Origin of the sequence: Micromonospora sp. NPDC051925 (assembly GCF_044548625.1) — a bacterium.
Taxonomy (GTDB): Bacteria; Actinomycetota; Actinomycetes; order Mycobacteriales; family Micromonosporaceae; genus Micromonospora.
Genome location: NZ_JBIUCH010000002.1, coordinates 22,625 through 39,682, shown reverse-complemented (window position 1 = coordinate 39,682; position 17,058 = coordinate 22,625). Strand labels below are relative to the sequence as shown.

Genomic DNA, 17,058 nt, shown 5'->3' with positions numbered 1-17,058 from the left:
TCTGTGAATTGAAACAGGTTATCGGCGAAAAGTGCCTTCAGCCAGTAGGCAGTACGGTTCAACCGCGCCGTCGGTTCAACCGCGGGAGTTCCCGCACTAGGCAATCTGGGAGAGCACCGGAGCTGCGACGACGTGCCATCATGGGCCAGCGGAATCGCTGCCCGACCGCCGTCGCCAGCGTTTCCGTGTTGCCCCGCAGCCCCGTCGGAGATTGCTGCGGCCAGCGCCGACAGCGGCCCTACTTCGTCGTGGAACGCAACGTCGCCCACCTGGCCCGGGATCGCCCGAGCAACGAGGAGATGGCTCATGGAAACGACGACGAGACAGCCGGGAATCAGAGTCCCGCTGATTGACGAGGATCAGGCTCAGGGCCGCACCGCCGAACTCTACGAAGAAATCAGGGCGGTCACCGGGTTGCCATTCGTGCCCGACATGTTCCGGCTCACCTCCACCAATCCGCGGCTGCTCGCGGTGGTGCTCGCCGGCTACGGCGGCATCTTCGGCGGAGACACCCTGCCCCGGCACCTCAAGGAGCTGATCTCGGCCTGGACGTCCAAGCTGAACGGCTGCCCGTACTGCGTCGGGACGCACAGCTGGTTCCTGAGCCAGTTCGGCGGCAGCGACGAGCTGCTGGAGGCGGTGTCGGACGCCGACAGCGTCGAGGAGCTGCCTGTCGACGAGCGCACCATGCCGCTCATGCGGCTGGTGACGAAGGTGAGCACCGGCGCGTACAAGATCACCGACGCGGACTGGGAGAAGGCCGCCGCGGCCGGCTGGAGCGACGCCGAGATGCTGGAGGCGGTCTTCTGCGCCTGCCTGTTCGCGTTCATCAACCGCCTGGTCGACGCCACCGGGCTGGGTTCGTCGGTCGATCGCAGCCGCATCGCGCGGCTGGGCGACGAGTGACCTCCGGCCGGGAAGGGACGCCATCATGACCCAGTCACGCGCCATCCTGCTCACGGGTGCCTCGTCGGGCACCGGCATGTCCTCGGGCAGCGGCAAGGCCACCGCGCTGCGGCTGCACCGGGCCGGCTGGCCGGTCTACGCCACCGGACGCAACGTGGAGGCCCTGGCCGATCTGGCCGACGAGGGCATCACGGTGCTCCACCTCGACGTCAACGACGAGGAGTCGATGGCCGCGGCGGTCAAGCGGATCACCGACGAGCACGGGGCGGTCGGCACGCTGATCAACAATGCCGCGTACAGCCTCAACGGCACCATCGGGGAGACCCCGATGGACGAGGTCCGCGCCCAGTTCGAGACGAACGTCTTCGGGCTGTGCCGGCTCACCCAGATGGTCCTGCCGGGCATGCGGGAGCAGGGCGGCGGCCGGGTGATCATGATGTCGTCGATCTTCGGCATGTTCGCCACCCCGGGCCGGGGCTACTACCAGGCCACCAAGCACGCGCTGGAGGCCATCAGCGACTCCCTGCGCCTGGAGGTCGCCCCCTTCGGCATCAAGGTGGTGGTGCTCCAGCCGGCGCCCATCCTCGGCGGGTTCGTCCCCGACAGCGTCGCCGACCTGGGCATGGACTCGCACGAGAACCCCGCGTTGTACCGGGACTTCTGGGAGCACTTCGTCGACTGGCACCAGGCGTACCGGCTCAGCGACAACCCGCCGCTGCGCGGCAAGATCGCCGTCCGTGCCGAGAACGTCGCGAAGGTCCTCGAGACGGCGGTCTCCACCCCGAACCCGCGCATCCGCTACCGGCTCGGCATGCCGCCGCGCCTGCTGCCGAAGATGCGGGCGCTCATCGGTGAGCGCGGCTGGGAGAAGTTCGTCCGCGCGTTCTTCCCCACCCCCTGACCGCCCGCACGAGCGGCGCCGACGGATCTCGTCGGCGCCGCTGCGCGTTGTCCGGACTGCCGTCACGTGGTGCCGCCCGTCAGGTCCGGGATTCGTCGATGCGCAGGGCCAGCGCCCGCCCGCCCCGAGGGCGTAGCCACAGCAGGGCGAGGACCACGACCAGGACGACGCCGTCGACGAACAGCAGGAAGGCGCTGAAGCCGTCGATGCCGTGCCCGTGCGCGTCGACCACCACGTCGGTGCTGGCCCGGCGCGCGGCGGCGTCCAGCGGGGCCGGAGCGATGCCCGTGCCCACACTGAACCGGTACGCCCCGGTGCTGGTCGTGCCGTCGACGAAGGTGACGTGGTAGGCGACCGTGTAGTCGCCGGCCGCGTCGACGCGCAGCGGCAGCCGCAGCCGGGTGGCGCCGACCAGGACCGGCTCGGCGTCGGTGAGCCGCCCGCCCCCGGCGTCGAGCACCGCGACGTGCGACTGTGCCTCGTCGACACCGGCGCCGAAGCCCAGGGTCACCTCGGCCGGCGCGGCGGTGAGTGCCGCGCCGGCCGGTGGGTCGGCGGAGACCGGGCCACCGTCGGCGCGGGCCGCGCCGGGGGTGAACGCGAGCAGCCCGGCGACCGCCACCGCCACGGCGACGGCCGCCGCCCGGCGACGGCCGCCGGGCGGGCGGCTCAGCTCACGCGGCATGAGGCGCGAGGGACCGGCCGGCGACGCGGTGTCCGAGGCAGCTGCACGTCATCAGCTCCTGTTCGCGCCGGTTCGGCCGCAGGTGCAGGTACATCGCGATCACCATGGGTACGAACACCACCGAGTTGTAGAACAGGTGCAGTTCCACCCGCGGCAGCACGAGCTGGAGGATGCTGGTCGGCACCTTCTGGCCGAAGAACATGGTGCCGGACTGCACCTGCCACAGCAGCAGGAAGTGCTCGATGTGGTGCCAGAACTGGATGGCCAACGCCACGGTCCACCAGGTGCGGGCACGCCCGACGAAGCCCCGGCGCAGCGCGAAGAGGAAGACCAACATCACGATGGCGTAGCCGTAGTGCAACCACTCGGAGGAGACCAGCCACGGGTAGAACTGGCCCAGCACGCCCCGCGCCTTCGGCCGGGGCATGCCGAGGACCCAGATCTGGTACGCCTGAACCAGGTGCTCGGCCCAGTGCGCCAGCACGACGATGAGGAAGCCGTTGAGGGCGGCCCGGTGGTAGGCCCCGTTGAGCCGCGCGAGCAGCCCCGAAGACGGTGCGGCGGCGAGGGATTGGGTCATCTTTTGGCACCTTCCATGGAAACGCGGGAGAATCCGCCATACGGCCCGTGGAGAAACGAGACAGCGGTTGCCGCGAAGCTAACCGGCCGGCCCGTTCCACGGTTCCTTCAAATTGCCCAGATGCTGTCGGAGATCTGTCCGATCCCGGAATGCCGGTCAGGATCCGATCCAGTTGGCGTGGAATCCGCTGGGCACCCGGCCGGGCAGGTGCACCACGGCCACCGGCGGCCCGGTGAAGTCACCGGCGTCGAGCACGACCAGGTCGCTGCGGTCGGTACGTCCGTCGTGGACGTAGGTCAGCAGCCACCCGTCGTCCTCGGCCGAGCGCGGGCCGCGCGGGACGAACACCGCCTCCCCCGCCTCCCGGTGCGGCCCGAAGTCGTGCACCGCCACCTCCCGGCGCAGCAGGTCGTGGCGCAGCAGCGCCGAGCCGCCCAGCACCCCCGCCCCGGACTGCATGGCCACGGTGTAGGCGTACCGGTGCGGCATCGTCTTGCGGCGCTCGTCGATGCGGGGGAACTCCTGCGGGATGTCGTCGAGCTGCTCGGCGGCGACGGTGCCCCGGGTCAGGTCCAACGTCCAGCGCCACAGGGTCGGCGCGGACTCCCCCGGGGCGTGCAGGTCGCGGTCGAAGACCCGGTCGTGGCGCACCACGTCCACCACGCAGGTGTCGTCGACCTCGTAGGCGTTGACGGGGTGGAAGACGTAGCAGGGGTCGACGTCGAACCAGCGCACGTCGGCCCCCCGCCCCTCGCGGGGCAGCAGCCCGAGCCGGGCCGGTCGACCGGGCGACCACGCGTACGGGAAGCGGGAGCCCGCCCGGGCCAGCGCCGGCTGGAAGGTGACCGGCAGGTCGAACAGCACCGAGTGCCGGTCGGTCAGCGCCAGCGAGTGCATCAGCGGCGGCCCGCTGACCTCGATGCGCTCGCTGCGGCGTACCCGCCCCTCGGGGCTGAGCACGAGGTGTTCGACGTACGGCAGCTCGTGGTAGTAGGCCACGGCGAACAGCTCACCGGTGACCGGGTCGCACTCGGCGTGGGCGGCGAAGCCGTGCGGCAGGGTGGCGTCGAAGTCGATCCGGGCCACGGAGCCCAGTTCGTCGTCCAGCTCGACCGGCAGCACGCCCGCCTCGCCGAGGGCGAGGGTGCGCCCGCCGTGCCGGATGACGTTGGCGTTGGCGTTGTCGGACAGCCCGTGCCGGGGGCCGGGCAGGGCTAGCTCACCCAGGGCGCGGGTGGTGCGGTCGGTGCGGATCCACCGGTTGCGGTACCACAGCGCGCGGCCGGCGCGCAGCCGCACCCCGTGCACCATGCCGTCGCCGACGAGGGCGTGGCCGGGCCGGTCGCCACCCATCGGGTTCGGCCCGATGCGGACGAGGCAGCCGTCCAGCTCGGCGGGCAGCCGCCCGGTGACAGTCAGGTCGAGCTCCGTCGCCTCGGTGGCGACGGGGCGCCGGTTGTCGTTGCGAGAGAGGGTCTTGGGGGCGAGGGCGACGACGCTCACTGGGACCTCCACGAGCTGGGGCGATCTTTTTGCGTATCGCGGTTACGTAACAGCGTTACTTCATCGAAGGTACGCCGGGCGTGAGACCATGTCAACGTGAGTCCCCGCCGAATCGACCCCAACCTGGCGACGGCCCTGCTCGAGGCCGCGGCCCGGCTGCTGGCCGAGGAGGGCGCCGCCGGCCTCACCACACGCCGCCTCGCCGCCGCCGTGGGCACCTCGACCACGGCCGTCTACACGCATTTCGGCGGCATGGACAACCTGGTCCGGGCGATGGTGCACGAAGGCTTCGCCCGCCTGCACCGGCGCATGTCGACCGTGCGGGCCACCTCCGACGCCGTCGCCGACGTGATGGCCCTCGGGTACGCGTACCGGGCCAACTCGCTCGACCACCCGCAGCTCTACCAGGTCATGTTCGGCAGCGGGGCGCTCGGCGGGTTCGCCCTGGCCGACGGCGACCGGCAGCACGGCAAGTACACGCTCCAGCCGCTGGTCGACGCGGTGGCCCGCGCCACCGAGCAGGGCCGGTTCCGCGCCGGGGATCCGCTGCTGGCCGCGCAGAACATGTGGATCGCCCTGCACGGGCTGGTGAGCCTCGAGCTCGGCGGCTACCTGATCGACCCGTACGACGCCGACGTCTGCTTCGAGGCGCAGCTGCGCTCGCTGATGGTCGGCGCGGGCGACGGGTACGAGGCGACAGCCGCCTCGCTGGCCCGCGCCCGGCGCCGGCGCTCGCCCCGCGCCTGACGCGACAGCCGCGACGCGACGGCAGCGGCCTGGCAACGACAGCACGACAACGGCAGCGCGGCGGGCGGCACGGCGACAACGGCAGCGGCAGCGGCAGCGCGACGACAGCGGCGCGGCGGGCGGCACGGCAACGGCGGAGAAGCGGCGGCCTGCGCTCGGTGTGATGCTCAGGTTGGGTCCCGAGCACGTCCGCAATGGAAGCGCATCCACCCCTGTCCGGCACGCCGACAGGATCGCCCATCCCCCACGCACCGAAGGACGCCGATGATGCACGGAATCGATTATCTGGTGGTCGGATCCGGCTCCGCCGGAGCCGCGCTGGCCGCCCGGCTCAGTGAGGATCCCGCCCGCCGGGTGCTGCTGCTGGAGGCGGGCCCCGACTTCGCGACGGTGGCCGAGACCCCATCCGATCTGCTCGACGGCAGCGCCATGTCGATGGACCGCCACGACTGGCACTTCAAGGCCGAGATCACCGACCGCCGGCGGATCATCTTCCCGCGGGGGAAGGTCACCGGCGGCTCCTCCGCCGTCGGCGCCACCATCGCGCTGCGCGGCACCCCGAACAACTTCGACGAATGGGCCGAGCTGGGCAACCCGGCCTGGGCCTGGGACGAGGTGCTGCCGTTCTACAAGCGGCTCGAGGACGACCAGGACTTCGACGACGAGTACCACGGCAAGGGCGGTCCGATCCCGATCCACCGGTTCACCCAGGACGAGATGGCCCCGGTGCAGCAGGTGTTCCACGACGCCTGCCTCAAGGCCGGCTTCCCCGACGTCGAGGACCACAACCACCCGGAGGCCACCGGCGTCGGCCCGATCCCGTCCAACCGCCAGGGCAACAACCGGTTCTCCACCGCGATGGGTTACCTCAGCGAGGCCCGGGGCCGGGAGAACCTGGAGATCCGCTCCGGGGTCCAGGTCAACCGGGTGCTGTTCACCGGCAACCGGGCGCGCGGCGTCGAGGTCGCCAAGCCCGGCGGCGGCACCGAGGTGATCGAGGCCGGCACCGTCGTGCTGGCCGCCGGGGCGGTCAACTCGCCCGCCATCCTCATGCGCTCGGGCATCGGGCCCGCCGGCGACCTGCGGCGGCTGGGCATCGACGTGCTGCTGGACCGGCCCGGGGTCGGCGCCGACCTGATCGACCACCCGCGCACCGGCGCGTTCATGGTGCCGCAGGAGGGCAGTTTCGACCCGCAGGACGCGTTCCTCCAGACGATCCTGCGGACCACCGCGCCGGGGTCGACGGAGTTCAACGACCTCCAGTACTACATGATCAACCACTTCGACCTGACGCTCTTCCCGGAGCTGCAGATGCTGGCCGCCGCAAAGACGATCTTCGGGGTGATGGTCGTGCACCAGCGGCCCGAGTCGCGGGGACGGCTCACCCTCACCTCGGCCGACCCCACCGCGCCGCCGGACGTCGTGCTCAACTTCCTCGACACCGAGCGCGACATCCAGACCCTCGTCGACGCCGTGCGCCAGTGCTGGCAGTTCATGCAGACGGCGGGCATCAACGACCAGGGTCAGCGGTTCGTGGTGCTCGGCGAGGACATGGTCGCCGACGACGAGCTGATGCGCCACTACGTCCGGCTCAGCCTGGACAGCGGCTACCACCCCGTCGGCACGGCCCGGATGGGCGTGGCCGGCGACGAGGGAGCGGTGGTCGACGAGCGGCTGCGGGTACACGGCATCGAGGGCCTGTACGTCTGCGACGCCTCCGTCATGCCGTCGATCGTCAACTGCAACACCAACCTCACCTCCATCATGATCGGTGAGCGGCTCGCCGACTGGCTCAGGCAGTCCTGACCGGTCACCGGCACGGGCGTCCCGCGGTGCGCAGTCCCGCAGGGCGCCCGTCCTGCTGTCCGCCCCCGGGGGCGCAGCGGTCGACGGTGCCGCCCGCCCCACAGTGGGTCGAGTCGCCGACGTCATCGCGCCGGCCGCGCCGTCACCGGCCACGTAGCCGCTCCTGGTCGTCCGTGTCTCCGGGTCGCCCGTGGTGGTCCGTGTGGTCCGTGGTCGGGGCGTGTGGTCCGTGGTCGGGGCGTGTCATCGCCCGTGGCCGGCGGTCCGGGGCGTCCGGGTGGGCCAGCAGGGGGAGCCTGTCGGGGCGCGTCGGGGGTGCGTGATGTCGATTCGACTCAGCGGCGTCGGTGCCGGCGAGTCACCCGCCGCCGGCGCCGACAGGTCTGCGCGCTCCACCCCAGGCCCCGGGCCGCCCGCCGGGTGGCGGACGGCCCGGGGGCACGAGCATGTGGTGTACGGAGCGCGCCCAAGGGGGTGGCCGGCGCTCCGTACACCACGGTCAGGAAGGACCCGGTTGCGGCTAGCTAGACGGTGTTCTCGCTGACATTGCGCGGCAGCGGCACCGGGGCGGGCTGCTGCGCCTCGGCGGTCGGCACCGGCTCCTGCCGCTCAGCGGCCGGTCCGGCCGGGACGCCCCGGTCCCGCAGGCCGATCCAGATCAGTGCCACGGAGACCAGGATCACGACGATCTGCACCTGCATGGCGAAGTGGACGCCGTCCAGCACGTCCGTGCGGGCGGCCACGAGCGCCCCGAAGATCGGGATGCCGATGGTGACCGCGATCTGCTGGGCCAGGGTGGCCAGGCCGGTGGCCAGGCCCTGCTGCGAGTCCTCCAGGCCGGAGGTGGCGGTGACCGTGTAGGCGACGACGGCCGTGACGTGCCCGAAGTACATCAGGAACAGCGACGGCACGATCAGCGCCAGGCTCGGCGTCGTCGACGTGCCGGTCAGCAGCAGCGGGACGGTGGTCAGGCCCTGCGCCAGCAGGCCGATGGCGAGCACGTTGCGGTAGCCGTACCTGCCGATCATGCGGCCCGCGATGACGCCGGCGACGACGGCCACCAGGCCCGGAACGCCGAACACCAGACCGGTGGTGAACGGCGCCATCTTGAGCACGTCCTGCATGTACAGGGTGAGGCCGAAGTTGACGCCGCTGGCCATCACGAAGGCGACGATGCCGCCGTAGTTGCCCCACTTGATGTTCGGCCGGTTGAGCAGGGTCAGCGACACCAGGGGCGCCTTGGCCCTCAGCTCGACGAACCAGAAGGCCGCGATGAGCACCGCGCCGACGACGAGGGCGATCCAGCTCTGCATGCTCACGCCGTAGACCAGGGCGAGCAGGCCGGCGGTGACCGTCACGGCGCCGGGCACGTCGAGCTTGACGCCGGCGGGCCGGACGCTCTCCTTGATCACCAGCGGGGTCAGCACCAGGATGGCGACCGCCACCGGCACGTTGATCCAGAACGCCCAGCGCCAGTCCAGGGCGCTGACCAGGCTGCCGCCGACCAGGGCACCGACGGTGAAGCCGCCGGAGAGCAGCGCGCCGTTGAGGCCGAGCACCCGGGCGCGGGCCCGCTCGTCGGAGACGGTCGTGATCAGCAGCGCCATCGCGGCCGGGATGGCGATCGCGTTGGCGAAGCCCTGCAGCACGCGGGCGCTGAACAGCATCGCCGGGTTGGTCGCGAAGCCGCCGAGCAGCGAGGCCACGGTGAGCAGCGCGATGCCGGTCAGGAACAGCCGCCGCCGGCCGAACAGGTCGGCGACCCGGCCGAACAGGAGCGTGAAGCCGGCGGCGGGCAGCGCGTACGCGCTGGCCACCCACGGCAGGTCCGCCAGCGACAGGCCGACGCCCTCGCCCATCCTGGGCAGCGCCACGTTGAGGATGGAGAAGTCGACCGACAGCATGAACTGTGCGCCGAGCAGGACGAATAGGGCAAGTTTCTGCGCGGAGCTGAGCTGCTCCGACGTGCTCTGGTTCTCCGCCATGACCACGAACACTAGGTAGCCTCGGCCCGGCTACCTATCCCCCTGCCATGCGTACCACTGGCAGTGGCACCCTCGGTGACGGCACCCTCGGCACCCGCTGGCGGTCCCGACCAACGCTACCCGGTCGCGGCACTCTTCGAGCTTGCTCAATTTCGCACCCGGCGTCGAGATGGACACCGGCCGCCCGACGGAGTCCGTCGGGCGGCCGGTGCACGATCAGTCGACGAGCACTCCACAGCCGACGGTGGTGATCGAGCCGGTGAGGCCGCTGGACAGGTCGGAGGCGAGGTAGACGGCGGTGCCGGCCACGTCGGCCAGGGTCACCGCCCGACCCAGCAACGGGTTCGGCATGCCCGGCTTGGCCGCCAGCATGTCCTCCAGCGTCGCCCCGTTCGCCTCGGCCGCGCGCCGCCACGTCTCGCGGACGTAGGAGCCGTGCCGCACGCTCTCCGGGATCGCGTCGGGACGCAGGCAGACCACGCGCACCCCGAACGGGCCCACCTCGCCGGCCAGCTCACGGGAGAGCGACTCGATGCCGGCGCAGGCCACCCCGAAGCCGCCCGAGGGCATGGGTGCCCGCGCGGCGGACGTCGACAGGATGACGACGACCCCGCTGTGCTGCGCCACCATCCGCCGCGCCGCCGCCGACGCGGTGAGGAACTGGGTGCGCACGAAGGTGTTCATCGGCATCAGGAAGTCGTCGAGGCCCAGCTCGCGCAGCGGGACGCCCTGCACGTGGTCCAGGCCGACGGCGTTGAACGACACGTCGATGCGCCCGGCCCGTTCGGCGACCAGCGCCGCGTGGGCCTCGACCGCCTCCTGGTCGAGCGCGTCGACCTGGTGGGCGTACGCCCGGCCGCCCTCGGCGGTGATCTCCTTGGCGAGCGTCTCGACCCGGTCAAGGTGGTGACCGGCCAGGTACACGGTGGCGCCCTCCCGGGCGTAGGCGCGCGACACCGCGCTGCCCAGCGCGCCCGCGGCGCCGTAGACGATCGCGGTCCTCTTCTCCAGCAGCATGTCTGATCCCCTCGTCATGGGCTGGCCCGGCGATGCCGGACCGAGTTCGTCAGACCGACGGGCGAACCTCGGCGAAATATACATTTCCCCGCTGATTTACTCTGCTTGATCCGGAAGACTGCCGGTGACCTCTGCCCACCGGCCCCGCAGGTACCGGCGCTCGACGTCGTTGCCGGCGAGCTCCCACGCCCGCCGGTACGCCCCGGCCGCGTCGGCAGGCCGGTCCAGCCGGCGCAGCAGGTCGGCGCGGACGGCCGGGACGAGGTGGTGGCCGGCCAACTCGCCGGAACGCTCCACCTGCTCCAACAGCGCCAGGCCCTGCTGCGGACCGTGTGCCATCCCCACCGCCACCGCCCGGTTGAGCCGCACCACGGGAGACGGCGTCAGCTGGGCCAGCTCGGCGTAGAGCCCGGCGATCTGGGGCCAGTCGGTGCGCGCCGCGTCGGGGGCGGTGGCGTGGCAGGCGGCGATCGCCGCCTGCACCTGGTAGGGGCCCGGTCGGCCCTGGCGCAGCGCCCGGTCCAGCAGGCCCACCCCCTCGGCGATCCGGCCCCGATCCCACCGCCGGCGGTCCTGCCGCTCCAGCGGCACCAGGTCGCCGTGGGCGTCGGTGCGCGCGTCGCGCCGGGCGTCGTGCAGCAGCATCAGCGCGAGCAACCCGAGGGTCTCCGGGTCGTCGGGCAGCAGCCGGGCCAGCAGGCGGCCCAGCCGCACGGCCTCCGCGCACAGCCCGCGCCGCAGCAGGTCCACACCGGCCGTGGCGGCGTACCCCTCGGTGAACAGCAGGTACAGCACCGCCCGCACGGCCGTGGCCCGGCCGGGCAGCTCGCCCACCGGCGGCAGTTCGCCGCACAGGCCCGCGTCGCGGACGCCGCGCCGGGCCCGCACCAGTCGCTGGGCGAGGGTCCCCGGCGCGACCAGCAGGACGCGGGCGATCTCCGCCGGGCCGAGCCCCAGGACGGTACGCAGGGTCAGCGCGACCTGTGACGGCAGCGACAACGTGGGATGGCAGCAGGTGAAGATCAGCCGCAGCTGGGCGTCCCGGATCACCGGCGGCACCGGCGGGGCCTCGTCGTACGCCGGGAGGGTGGCCGCGGCCTCGCGCAGCCGGGCGGCGGCCATGCTCTCGTGGCGCAACCGGTCGACGGCCCGGTTGCGCGCCACGGTGGTCAGCCAGGCCCCGGGCCGGCGCGGCACGCCCTCCTCGCGCCAGCGTCGCAGCGCGGCGGCGAACGCGTCCTGCACGCAGTCCTCGGCCAGGCCCCGGTCCCCGGTGAGGCCGACCAACCCGCCGACGAGCTGGCCGTACTCCCGGCGGAACGCCCCGGCCACGGCGGCGTCGACCGCGAACGTCACCGGGTCCAGACCGGCCTCACCTCGATGGTGCCCAGCTCGGCGAACGGGTGCAGGGCGGCCAGCTCCGTCGCCTCGTCGAGGTCGGCGCAGCGCAGCAGGACGAACCCACCCACCTGTTCCCGGGCCTCGATGAACGGGCCGTCGGAGACCAGGATGGCCCCGGACCGGGCGCGCACCGTGCGGCCGACCCGGCCGGGGCGCAGGCGCTGCCCGCCCGCGAACGCCCCCCGTCGTTGCACCTCGTCGAGCCAGGCGCGATGCCGGGGGTGTTCGTCGAGTTCCGCCGGGCTCAGCTCGCCGGCCTCGTCGTGAAAGATCACCAGTGCGTACTCCACGGCCCCCTCCCAGGTCCGCGCATTACAACGAGGCAGCACGCAGGAAGAAGCGGGCGGTGGTCGGCTCGGCCAGTCTTGGGGCAATCCGTGCCCGCCGAGGAGGCATCCCATGCGTCAATCACAGGTCACCGTCAACGGCGTCGACATCGCATACCGTGAGCTGGGCGAGGGCCCCCTGGCCCTGCTCGTGCACGGCTTCCCGTTCACCCCCAACACGTACCGGCACCTGATGCCGGTGCTGGCCGACGCCGGTTACCGGGTCGTGGCCCCGTTCACCCGGGGCTTCGCCCCCAGCTCGGTCCCGCCGCCGGGCCGCGAGCACATCCGTGACCTGATGGCCGACGTCAACGCCCTGCACGAGGTTCTCGGCGGCGACGAGCGGGCGGTGCTGGTCGGACACGACTTCGGAGCCGCCGTCGCGTGGTGCGCGGCCGTGCAGGCGCCGCAACGCTGGTCGCGGCTGGTCGCCTGCGACGTGCCGCCGTTCCAGTTCTTCGGCGAGTTCGTGCTCGACCCCCGGGGCATCGACGTCCAGGTCCACTTCTGGTTCTTCCAGATGGCTGCCGCCGACGAGCTGGTCGCCGCCAACGACCTGGCCTTCCTCGAGTTCATGCTGCACAAGTACTCCCGCGACGGCTACGACGTCACGCAGGACCTGGCCGACATCCGGGCCGCCCTCGGCAACCCGGAGAACCTGCGCGCCGCCCTGGGCATGTACCGGACCAACTTCCCGGCGGCGACCTTCGGCAGCCCGGAGTGGGCAGCCGAGCAGGGTGCGCTGTGGGGTGCCCTGCCGACCCAGCCGACGCTGAACATCTTCGGTGCGCAGGACGTCTCGTTCGCGATGAACGAGGAGAGGCTCGCCCGGATCGTCGAGGCCCTGCCGAAGGGATCGGCCGGCGCGCTGGTCCCCGACTCGCGACACGTGCCGCTCACCGAGCAGCCGGAGATCACCAACGCCCACATCCTGCGGTTCCTGGCCGAGACGGCCTGATCGTCCGGTCAGGACACTGACCGGCTCCGGCCGGGCACGGCAACCCCGCTCCGCCCGGCCGGAAACCGTTGGTACTTCCACCGTGGGTACCACTGACAGTGTCATGCTCGTCGGTCATACTGGTTCGCATGAATTCGCTGGGCGAGTTCCTCCGATCGCGACGCGGCGTCATCCGCCCGCAGGACGCCGGCCTGACCCGCTACGGCGAGCGGCGGCGGGTCTCCGGGCTACGCCGCGAGGAGCTGGCCCAGCTCGCCGGCGTGAGCGTCTCCTACTACACCAGGCTGGAGCAGGGCCAGGCGCACAACGTGTCCGACGAGGTGCTCGACGCCGTCGCCCGGGCCCTGCGGCTCGACGACGACGAACGGTCCCACCTGTTCGTGCTCGCCCGCCCCGGCCGGGCAGCGTCCGAGCGTGCCGCCCTGGCCCACGCCGCGCCGCCGGCCCTGCGCCAGATGCTCGCGATGATGCCCGACGTGCCGGCGATGGTGCTCGGCGCCGCGACCGACGTGCACGCCTGGAACCCGCTGGGCCACGCGCTGCTCGCCTGGCACCTCGACGAGGCACCCAACATGAGCCGCTCGGTCTTCCTCGACCCCCGCATGCGCGAGCTGTACGCCGACTGGCCGGGCAAGGCCCGCTCGGTGGTGGCCTACCTGCGGATGGCCGTGGGCCGCTACCGGGGCGACCACCGGATCGTCGGGCTGGTCGAGGAGCTGCTGTCGCGCAGCCCGGAGTTCGCCGGGATGTGGGCCGAGCACCCGGTGAGCACCTGCGAGACGATGACCTACGACATGGCCCACCCGGTGGTCGGGGCGCTGACGGTCAACCAGCACACGCTGCGGCTGGAGGAGTCGTCCGACCTGATGCTGGTGACGTTCACCGTCGAGGCGGGATCGCCGTCGGCGGCGGCGTTGCGGATGCTCGGCGGCATCCCCCGACGCGCCCCGGCCCCGGTGCCGGCGCCTCGGCACAGCGTCACCGTCCCCTGAGCCGCCCGCACACGCGACACAGCGGGTCGTGTCCACGCACACAGGACCGCCCACCCACACAGGGACCGCCCACGCACACAGGGCCGCCCGGACGCGGCGGCGGCCGGCTCCCGGGGGCGGGATGAGCCGCCCGGCCGGGAACCGGCCGCCCCAGCGGGTGGAGCGCCGCCGCGCCCCACCACGCCGGCGTCACTGCGTCCCGGCCTCCGCCGCCTGCGCGGCTGCGCCCTCGTGCTGCACCCGGAACTTGTTCACCCCGGTCCACCAGTTCTCACCGGGGTTGGCGGCCTCGTCGGAGTCGTAACGGTCGTGGTGCCGCCACCAGTCCCACGGGTGCGCCAGCCCCTCCTCCTGCCGGCCGAGCGGGGTGACGTCGAGGTAGTTGTAGGTGTTGATGAACACCTCGCCGCCCCGGTCGAACACCGAGCTGGCGTGGAAGATCTTCTCACCGTCGCGGATGAACGAGCTGACCGCCGGCAGCTCGCCCTTCTCCATCGAGACGTTGAAGTCGTAGTTGAAGTCGCTGCCGAACGACGAGACCCACGGGATGTGGCTCCAGCCCATCCGGGCCTTGAACTGCTCGATCTTCTCCAGCGGGGCACGGGCGATCATCACGAACGAGGCGTCCCGGGCGTGCATGTGCGACAGGTCCCCGACGTTGTCGGCCTGCATCGAGCAGCCGACGCAGCCCTCCTCCGCCTCCGGGGCGAACATGAAATGCCGCACGATGAGCTGGCGGCGGCCCTGGAACAGGTCGAGCAGTGTGACCCGGCCGGCGGGCGAGTCGAAGACGTACTCCTTCTCCACCGGCACGACGGGCATGGCCCGGCGGGCGGCGCTGAGCTGGTCGCGGGCGCGCGTCAGCGCCTTCTCCTCCTCCAGGAGCTTCTCCCGCGCCACGATCCACTCATCGCGCGAGACAATCTGCGGAAAACTCATCGTTCCTCCCTCAACGGTCGCCGCCGGGCCGGGGCAGGCCGGGCGACACCTGCGAGCGTGACACGGGCCCGGACGGCCGACTTCTCCGCTCGTGCCCTTCCGCCGCTGGTCACGAGTCGACACCCGAGCAATCCGGAAGAGGTGGCGGCACACGGAGTGTGACAGCGTCGATGGTGCCTGGCCGACACGACCCCGGTCGATCCGGTCGCCCGTTGAGGAGGACACGTGCCCACGACCACCGAAGCACCCACCCGCGAGGAACTGGTCCAACGTGCGGCGGGTCTAGTCCCGCTGATCCGCAAGCACGCGGCGTGGCAGGAGGAGAATCGTCGGCTCCACGACGAGACGGTAGCCGCGATCGAGGAAGCGGGGCTGTTCAAGCTCCGCACGCCCCGCCGCTACGGCGGCTACGAGGCAGACACCCGCACGCTCGTGGCGGTCGCCACCGAGCTGGGCCGGGGCGACGCCAGCACCGCCTGGGTCACCTCGGTGCTGTGGATTCCCACCTGGCTCGCCGGCCTGTTCCCCGACGAGGCCCAGGACGAGGTGTTCGCCGTACCCAACGCCCGGGTGTGCGGCACCAACAGCGTCGGCGGCACGGCGGTGCCCACCGACGGGGGCGTCGTCGTCAACGGCAGCTGGCACTTCATCAGCGGGGCCCACCACGCGCAGTGGCAGGAGATCGCGGTGGTCGTGATGCGACCGGACGCCGAGCCGGAGCCGATCATGGCGCTGGTGCCGATCGGCAGCTTGGAGATCGTCGACGACTGGCACACCACCGGCCTGACCGCCACCGGCAGCGTCACCACCGTGGCCCGGGACGTGTTCGTCCCGAGCAGCCACATCATCCCGATGAGCGCGGCGATGATCCCGCAGGGCCTGTCGCAGGGCAACGCCGACTCCCCCGTGTGGCGTACCCCGGCGTCGCTCAACGCGGCGGCCTCCGGCGTGGGGGCGGCCGTCGGCGTGGCGAAGTCCGCCCGCGACGAGTTCTTCGACCGGCTGCCCGGCCGGAAGATCACCTACACCGAGTACGAGAACCAGAGCGAGGCCCCGGTCACCCACCTGAAGGTCGGCACCGCGCTCATGAAGATCGAGCAGGCCGAGTTCCACGCGTACCACGCCGCCGACCTGGTCGACACTTTCGCGGCCACCGGCGCAGAGTGGACCCTCGAGCAGCGGGCCCGGGTCCGCGCCGACCAGGGCTGGGCGACCCGGCTGGCCAAGGAGGCGGTCGACATCTTCGCCTCCGCCAGCGGCGGCACGTCCATCTACCGCGACGTGCCGATCCAGCGCATCGTGCGGGACGTCAACGCGATGAGCCTGCACGGGCTGATCAACCCCGACACCAACACCGAGCTGTACGGCCGGATCGTCTGCGGCCTGGGCCCGAACACCCTGTTCATCTGAGCCTTCCCCACGTGGCGGGCCGCCCGGCGCACCCCTCGCCGGGCGGCCCGTCACACCCCAATTCTCGTAGGCGCCTACTCGTCGCCAGTAACCGCGCAGCGCGTTGATCCCAGCCGCCTCAAAACCGGCAACGGTGCCCCGGCCCGGCCGCCCGGACCGACCGGCCGCCCTGACCGACCGGCAGCTCAGCCGAGCGAGCAGGGCGTCCCGTTGAGGGCGAACGAGGACGGGCTGTCGGTGTCACCGGTGTGGGTGGCCACGAACCCGATGGCGATCGCGGCGCCCGGCCCGATGATGACGTGGTCGTCGAGGCCACGGACGGTGACCTCACCGCTGGACGGCGAGTACACCGCGTTCCAGCCGGTGGTGATGTGTTGCCCGGCGGGCAGCGGGAACTTCAGCCTCCAGGAGGTGACCGTGGTCAGGCCGGTGTTGGTGATGGTGATGCTGCTCGTCAGGCCGGTGTCCCAGGTGTAGACCGAGTAGCGGACGTTGCACGCGGCCCCGCTCGGCGGCGGGCTGGTCGGCACGGCGGTGCTGGGCGGCGGAGCGCTGCCGGGCGACGGAGTCATGCTGACCGGCACGGTGGTCGGCGTGCCGGCGCCGTCCAGGGCTGCGGCCAGCGTTACGGCCGCCGCAGCGACACCGAGAAGGCTGCTCTTCAGTCTCATGGTGGCGGCGATTCCTCCGGAGATCGGCGCACGGCAGCGTGTCGGAACGAGGGAGGCCAGCCGCCGCTGATCGTTCGGTTCACCTCGCGAGCACCAACATTAATCGAGCACTTTCGATTGTCAAGCCGGTGGTGCACCGGCCCCACTTGGTGAACGTCCAGGTTGCCCACGGTGGACGGCGGGCCGGCGGGCCGATCCAGCAGCCGATCTCCCGGCACTTCGAGACCGATC

16 protein-coding genes are annotated in these 17,058 nt (G+C 71.9%); 7 read left to right on the top strand and 9 right to left on the bottom strand.

The features are described 5' to 3' along the window. Positions 1-306 precede the first annotated feature (306 nt). A complete protein-coding gene (locus ACIG87_RS03130) occupies positions 307-906 on the top strand; it encodes a carboxymuconolactone decarboxylase family protein (RefSeq protein WP_396847678.1) in 600 nt (199 codons plus the stop codon). A 25-nt stretch (positions 907-931) separates the two neighbouring features. Further along, entirely contained in the window at positions 932-1,807 is an 876-nt protein-coding gene (locus tag ACIG87_RS03125) for an SDR family NAD(P)-dependent oxidoreductase (RefSeq protein ID WP_396847676.1), read from the top strand. 79 nt (positions 1,808-1,886) lie between these two features. Here ACIG87_RS03125 and ACIG87_RS03120 read toward each other — a convergent pair whose 3' ends face one another. The 3 genes from ACIG87_RS03120 to ACIG87_RS03110 all read right to left on the bottom strand — a co-directional run bounded on the left by ACIG87_RS03120 (position 1,887) and on the right by ACIG87_RS03110 (position 4,575). Continuing rightward, on the bottom strand, positions 1,887-2,492 hold the full coding sequence (locus ACIG87_RS03120; RefSeq protein ID WP_396847674.1) for a copper resistance protein CopC: 606 nt from the start codon (positions 2,490-2,492) through the stop codon (positions 1,887-1,889). Further along, on the bottom strand, positions 2,482-3,072 hold the full coding sequence (locus ACIG87_RS03115) for a hypothetical protein (RefSeq protein WP_396847672.1): 591 nt from the start codon (positions 3,070-3,072) through the stop codon (positions 2,482-2,484). The genes ACIG87_RS03120 and ACIG87_RS03115 overlap by 11 nt, the downstream gene beginning before the upstream one ends. Before the next feature lie 156 nt (positions 3,073-3,228). After that, entirely contained in the window at positions 3,229-4,575 is a 1,347-nt protein-coding gene (locus ACIG87_RS03110; protein WP_396847671.1) for a carotenoid oxygenase family protein, read from the bottom strand. Positions 4,576-4,671: 96 nt separating this feature from the next. Between ACIG87_RS03110 and ACIG87_RS03105 the strand changes: the two genes are divergently transcribed. Both ACIG87_RS03105 and ACIG87_RS03100 read left to right on the top strand, forming a co-directional pair. After that, positions 4,672-5,322, top strand: a complete 651-nt coding sequence (locus tag ACIG87_RS03105; RefSeq protein WP_396847669.1) for a TetR-like C-terminal domain-containing protein — start codon at positions 4,672-4,674, stop codon at positions 5,320-5,322. A gap of 267 nt (positions 5,323-5,589) precedes the next feature. After that, positions 5,590-7,128, top strand: coding sequence for a GMC family oxidoreductase (locus ACIG87_RS03100; protein ID WP_396847667.1), 1,539 nt, complete (start codon positions 5,590-5,592; stop codon positions 7,126-7,128). A 524-nt stretch (positions 7,129-7,652) separates the two neighbouring features. Here ACIG87_RS03100 and ACIG87_RS03095 read toward each other — a convergent pair. The 4 genes from ACIG87_RS03095 to ACIG87_RS03080 form a co-directional block, all read right to left on the bottom strand. Beyond that, positions 7,653-9,113 carry an MFS transporter gene (locus ACIG87_RS03095; protein ID WP_396847665.1) on the bottom strand — a complete coding sequence of 487 codons (1,461 nt, stop codon included), beginning with the start codon at positions 9,111-9,113 and terminating at the stop codon, positions 7,653-7,655. 216 nt (positions 9,114-9,329) lie between these two features. Continuing rightward, positions 9,330-10,130 (bottom strand): SDR family NAD(P)-dependent oxidoreductase, encoded by an 801-nt coding sequence (locus ACIG87_RS03090; protein WP_396847663.1) that lies wholly within the window; start codon positions 10,128-10,130, stop codon positions 9,330-9,332. Positions 10,131-10,226: 96 nt separating this feature from the next. Beyond that, complete coding sequence (locus tag ACIG87_RS03085) at positions 10,227-11,486, bottom strand: RNA polymerase sigma factor (RefSeq protein ID WP_396847661.1); 1,260 nt, start codon at positions 11,484-11,486, stop codon at positions 10,227-10,229. Next, positions 11,483-11,821 carry a YciI family protein gene (locus ACIG87_RS03080; RefSeq protein ID WP_396847660.1) on the bottom strand — a complete coding sequence of 113 codons (339 nt, stop codon included), beginning with the start codon at positions 11,819-11,821 and terminating at the stop codon, positions 11,483-11,485. Before ACIG87_RS03080 ends, ACIG87_RS03085 begins: the two co-directional genes overlap by 4 nt. Positions 11,822-11,930: 109 nt before the next feature. Between ACIG87_RS03080 and ACIG87_RS03075 the strand changes: the two genes are divergently transcribed. Both ACIG87_RS03075 and ACIG87_RS03070 read left to right on the top strand, forming a co-directional pair. Further along, the gene (locus tag ACIG87_RS03075; RefSeq protein ID WP_396847658.1) at positions 11,931-12,815 is read left to right on the top strand and encodes an alpha/beta fold hydrolase; all 885 of its coding nucleotides are present in this window, start codon (positions 11,931-11,933) and stop codon (positions 12,813-12,815) included. 128 nt (positions 12,816-12,943) lie between these two features. Further along, positions 12,944-13,807 (top strand): helix-turn-helix transcriptional regulator, encoded by an 864-nt coding sequence (locus tag ACIG87_RS03070; RefSeq protein ID WP_396847655.1) that lies wholly within the window; start codon positions 12,944-12,946, stop codon positions 13,805-13,807. A 189-nt stretch (positions 13,808-13,996) separates the two neighbouring features. On the opposite strand, the gene ACIG87_RS03065 is transcribed toward ACIG87_RS03070, so the two are convergent. Then, positions 13,997-14,746: a DUF899 domain-containing protein gene (locus tag ACIG87_RS03065; RefSeq protein ID WP_396847654.1), complete on the bottom strand. Its 750-nt coding sequence runs from the start codon at positions 14,744-14,746 to the stop codon at positions 13,997-13,999. Between the two features lie 225 nt (positions 14,747-14,971). Here ACIG87_RS03065 and ACIG87_RS03060 point away from each other — a divergent pair, with 225 nt between their 5' ends. Further along, the gene (locus ACIG87_RS03060; protein ID WP_396847653.1) at positions 14,972-16,156 is read left to right on the top strand and encodes an acyl-CoA dehydrogenase family protein; all 1,185 of its coding nucleotides are present in this window, start codon (positions 14,972-14,974) and stop codon (positions 16,154-16,156) included. Positions 16,157-16,341: 185 nt separating this feature from the next. Here the strand turns inward: ACIG87_RS03060 and ACIG87_RS03055 are convergent, their stop codons facing one another. Continuing rightward, complete coding sequence (locus ACIG87_RS03055; protein WP_396847651.1) at positions 16,342-16,827, bottom strand: cellulose binding domain-containing protein; 486 nt, start codon at positions 16,825-16,827, stop codon at positions 16,342-16,344. Positions 16,828-17,058 lie beyond the last annotated feature (231 nt).

Coding starts and splice junctions, on each gene's coding strand:
- ACIG87_RS03130 (WP_396847678.1), top strand. CDS start 307: ATGGAAACGACGACGAGACAGCCGGGAATCAGAGTCCCGCTGATTGAC.
- ACIG87_RS03125 (WP_396847676.1), top strand. CDS start 932: ATGACCCAGTCACGCGCCATCCTGCTCACGGGTGCCTCGTCGGGCACC.
- ACIG87_RS03120 (WP_396847674.1), bottom strand. CDS start 2,492: ATGCCGCGTGAGCTGAGCCGCCCGCCCGGCGGCCGTCGCCGGGCGGCG.
- ACIG87_RS03115 (WP_396847672.1), bottom strand. CDS start 3,072: ATGACCCAATCCCTCGCCGCCGCACCGTCTTCGGGGCTGCTCGCGCGG.
- ACIG87_RS03100 (WP_396847667.1), top strand. CDS start 5,590: ATGCACGGAATCGATTATCTGGTGGTCGGATCCGGCTCCGCCGGAGCC.
- ACIG87_RS03095 (WP_396847665.1), bottom strand. CDS start 9,113: ATGGCGGAGAACCAGAGCACGTCGGAGCAGCTCAGCTCCGCGCAGAAA.
- ACIG87_RS03090 (WP_396847663.1), bottom strand. CDS start 10,130: ATGCTGCTGGAGAAGAGGACCGCGATCGTCTACGGCGCCGCGGGCGCG.
- ACIG87_RS03075 (WP_396847658.1), top strand. CDS start 11,931: ATGCGTCAATCACAGGTCACCGTCAACGGCGTCGACATCGCATACCGT.
- ACIG87_RS03070 (WP_396847655.1), top strand. CDS start 12,944: ATGAATTCGCTGGGCGAGTTCCTCCGATCGCGACGCGGCGTCATCCGC.
- ACIG87_RS03065 (WP_396847654.1), bottom strand. CDS start 14,746: ATGAGTTTTCCGCAGATTGTCTCGCGCGATGAGTGGATCGTGGCGCGG.
- ACIG87_RS03055 (WP_396847651.1), bottom strand. CDS start 16,827: ATGAGACTGAAGAGCAGCCTTCTCGGTGTCGCTGCGGCGGCCGTAACG.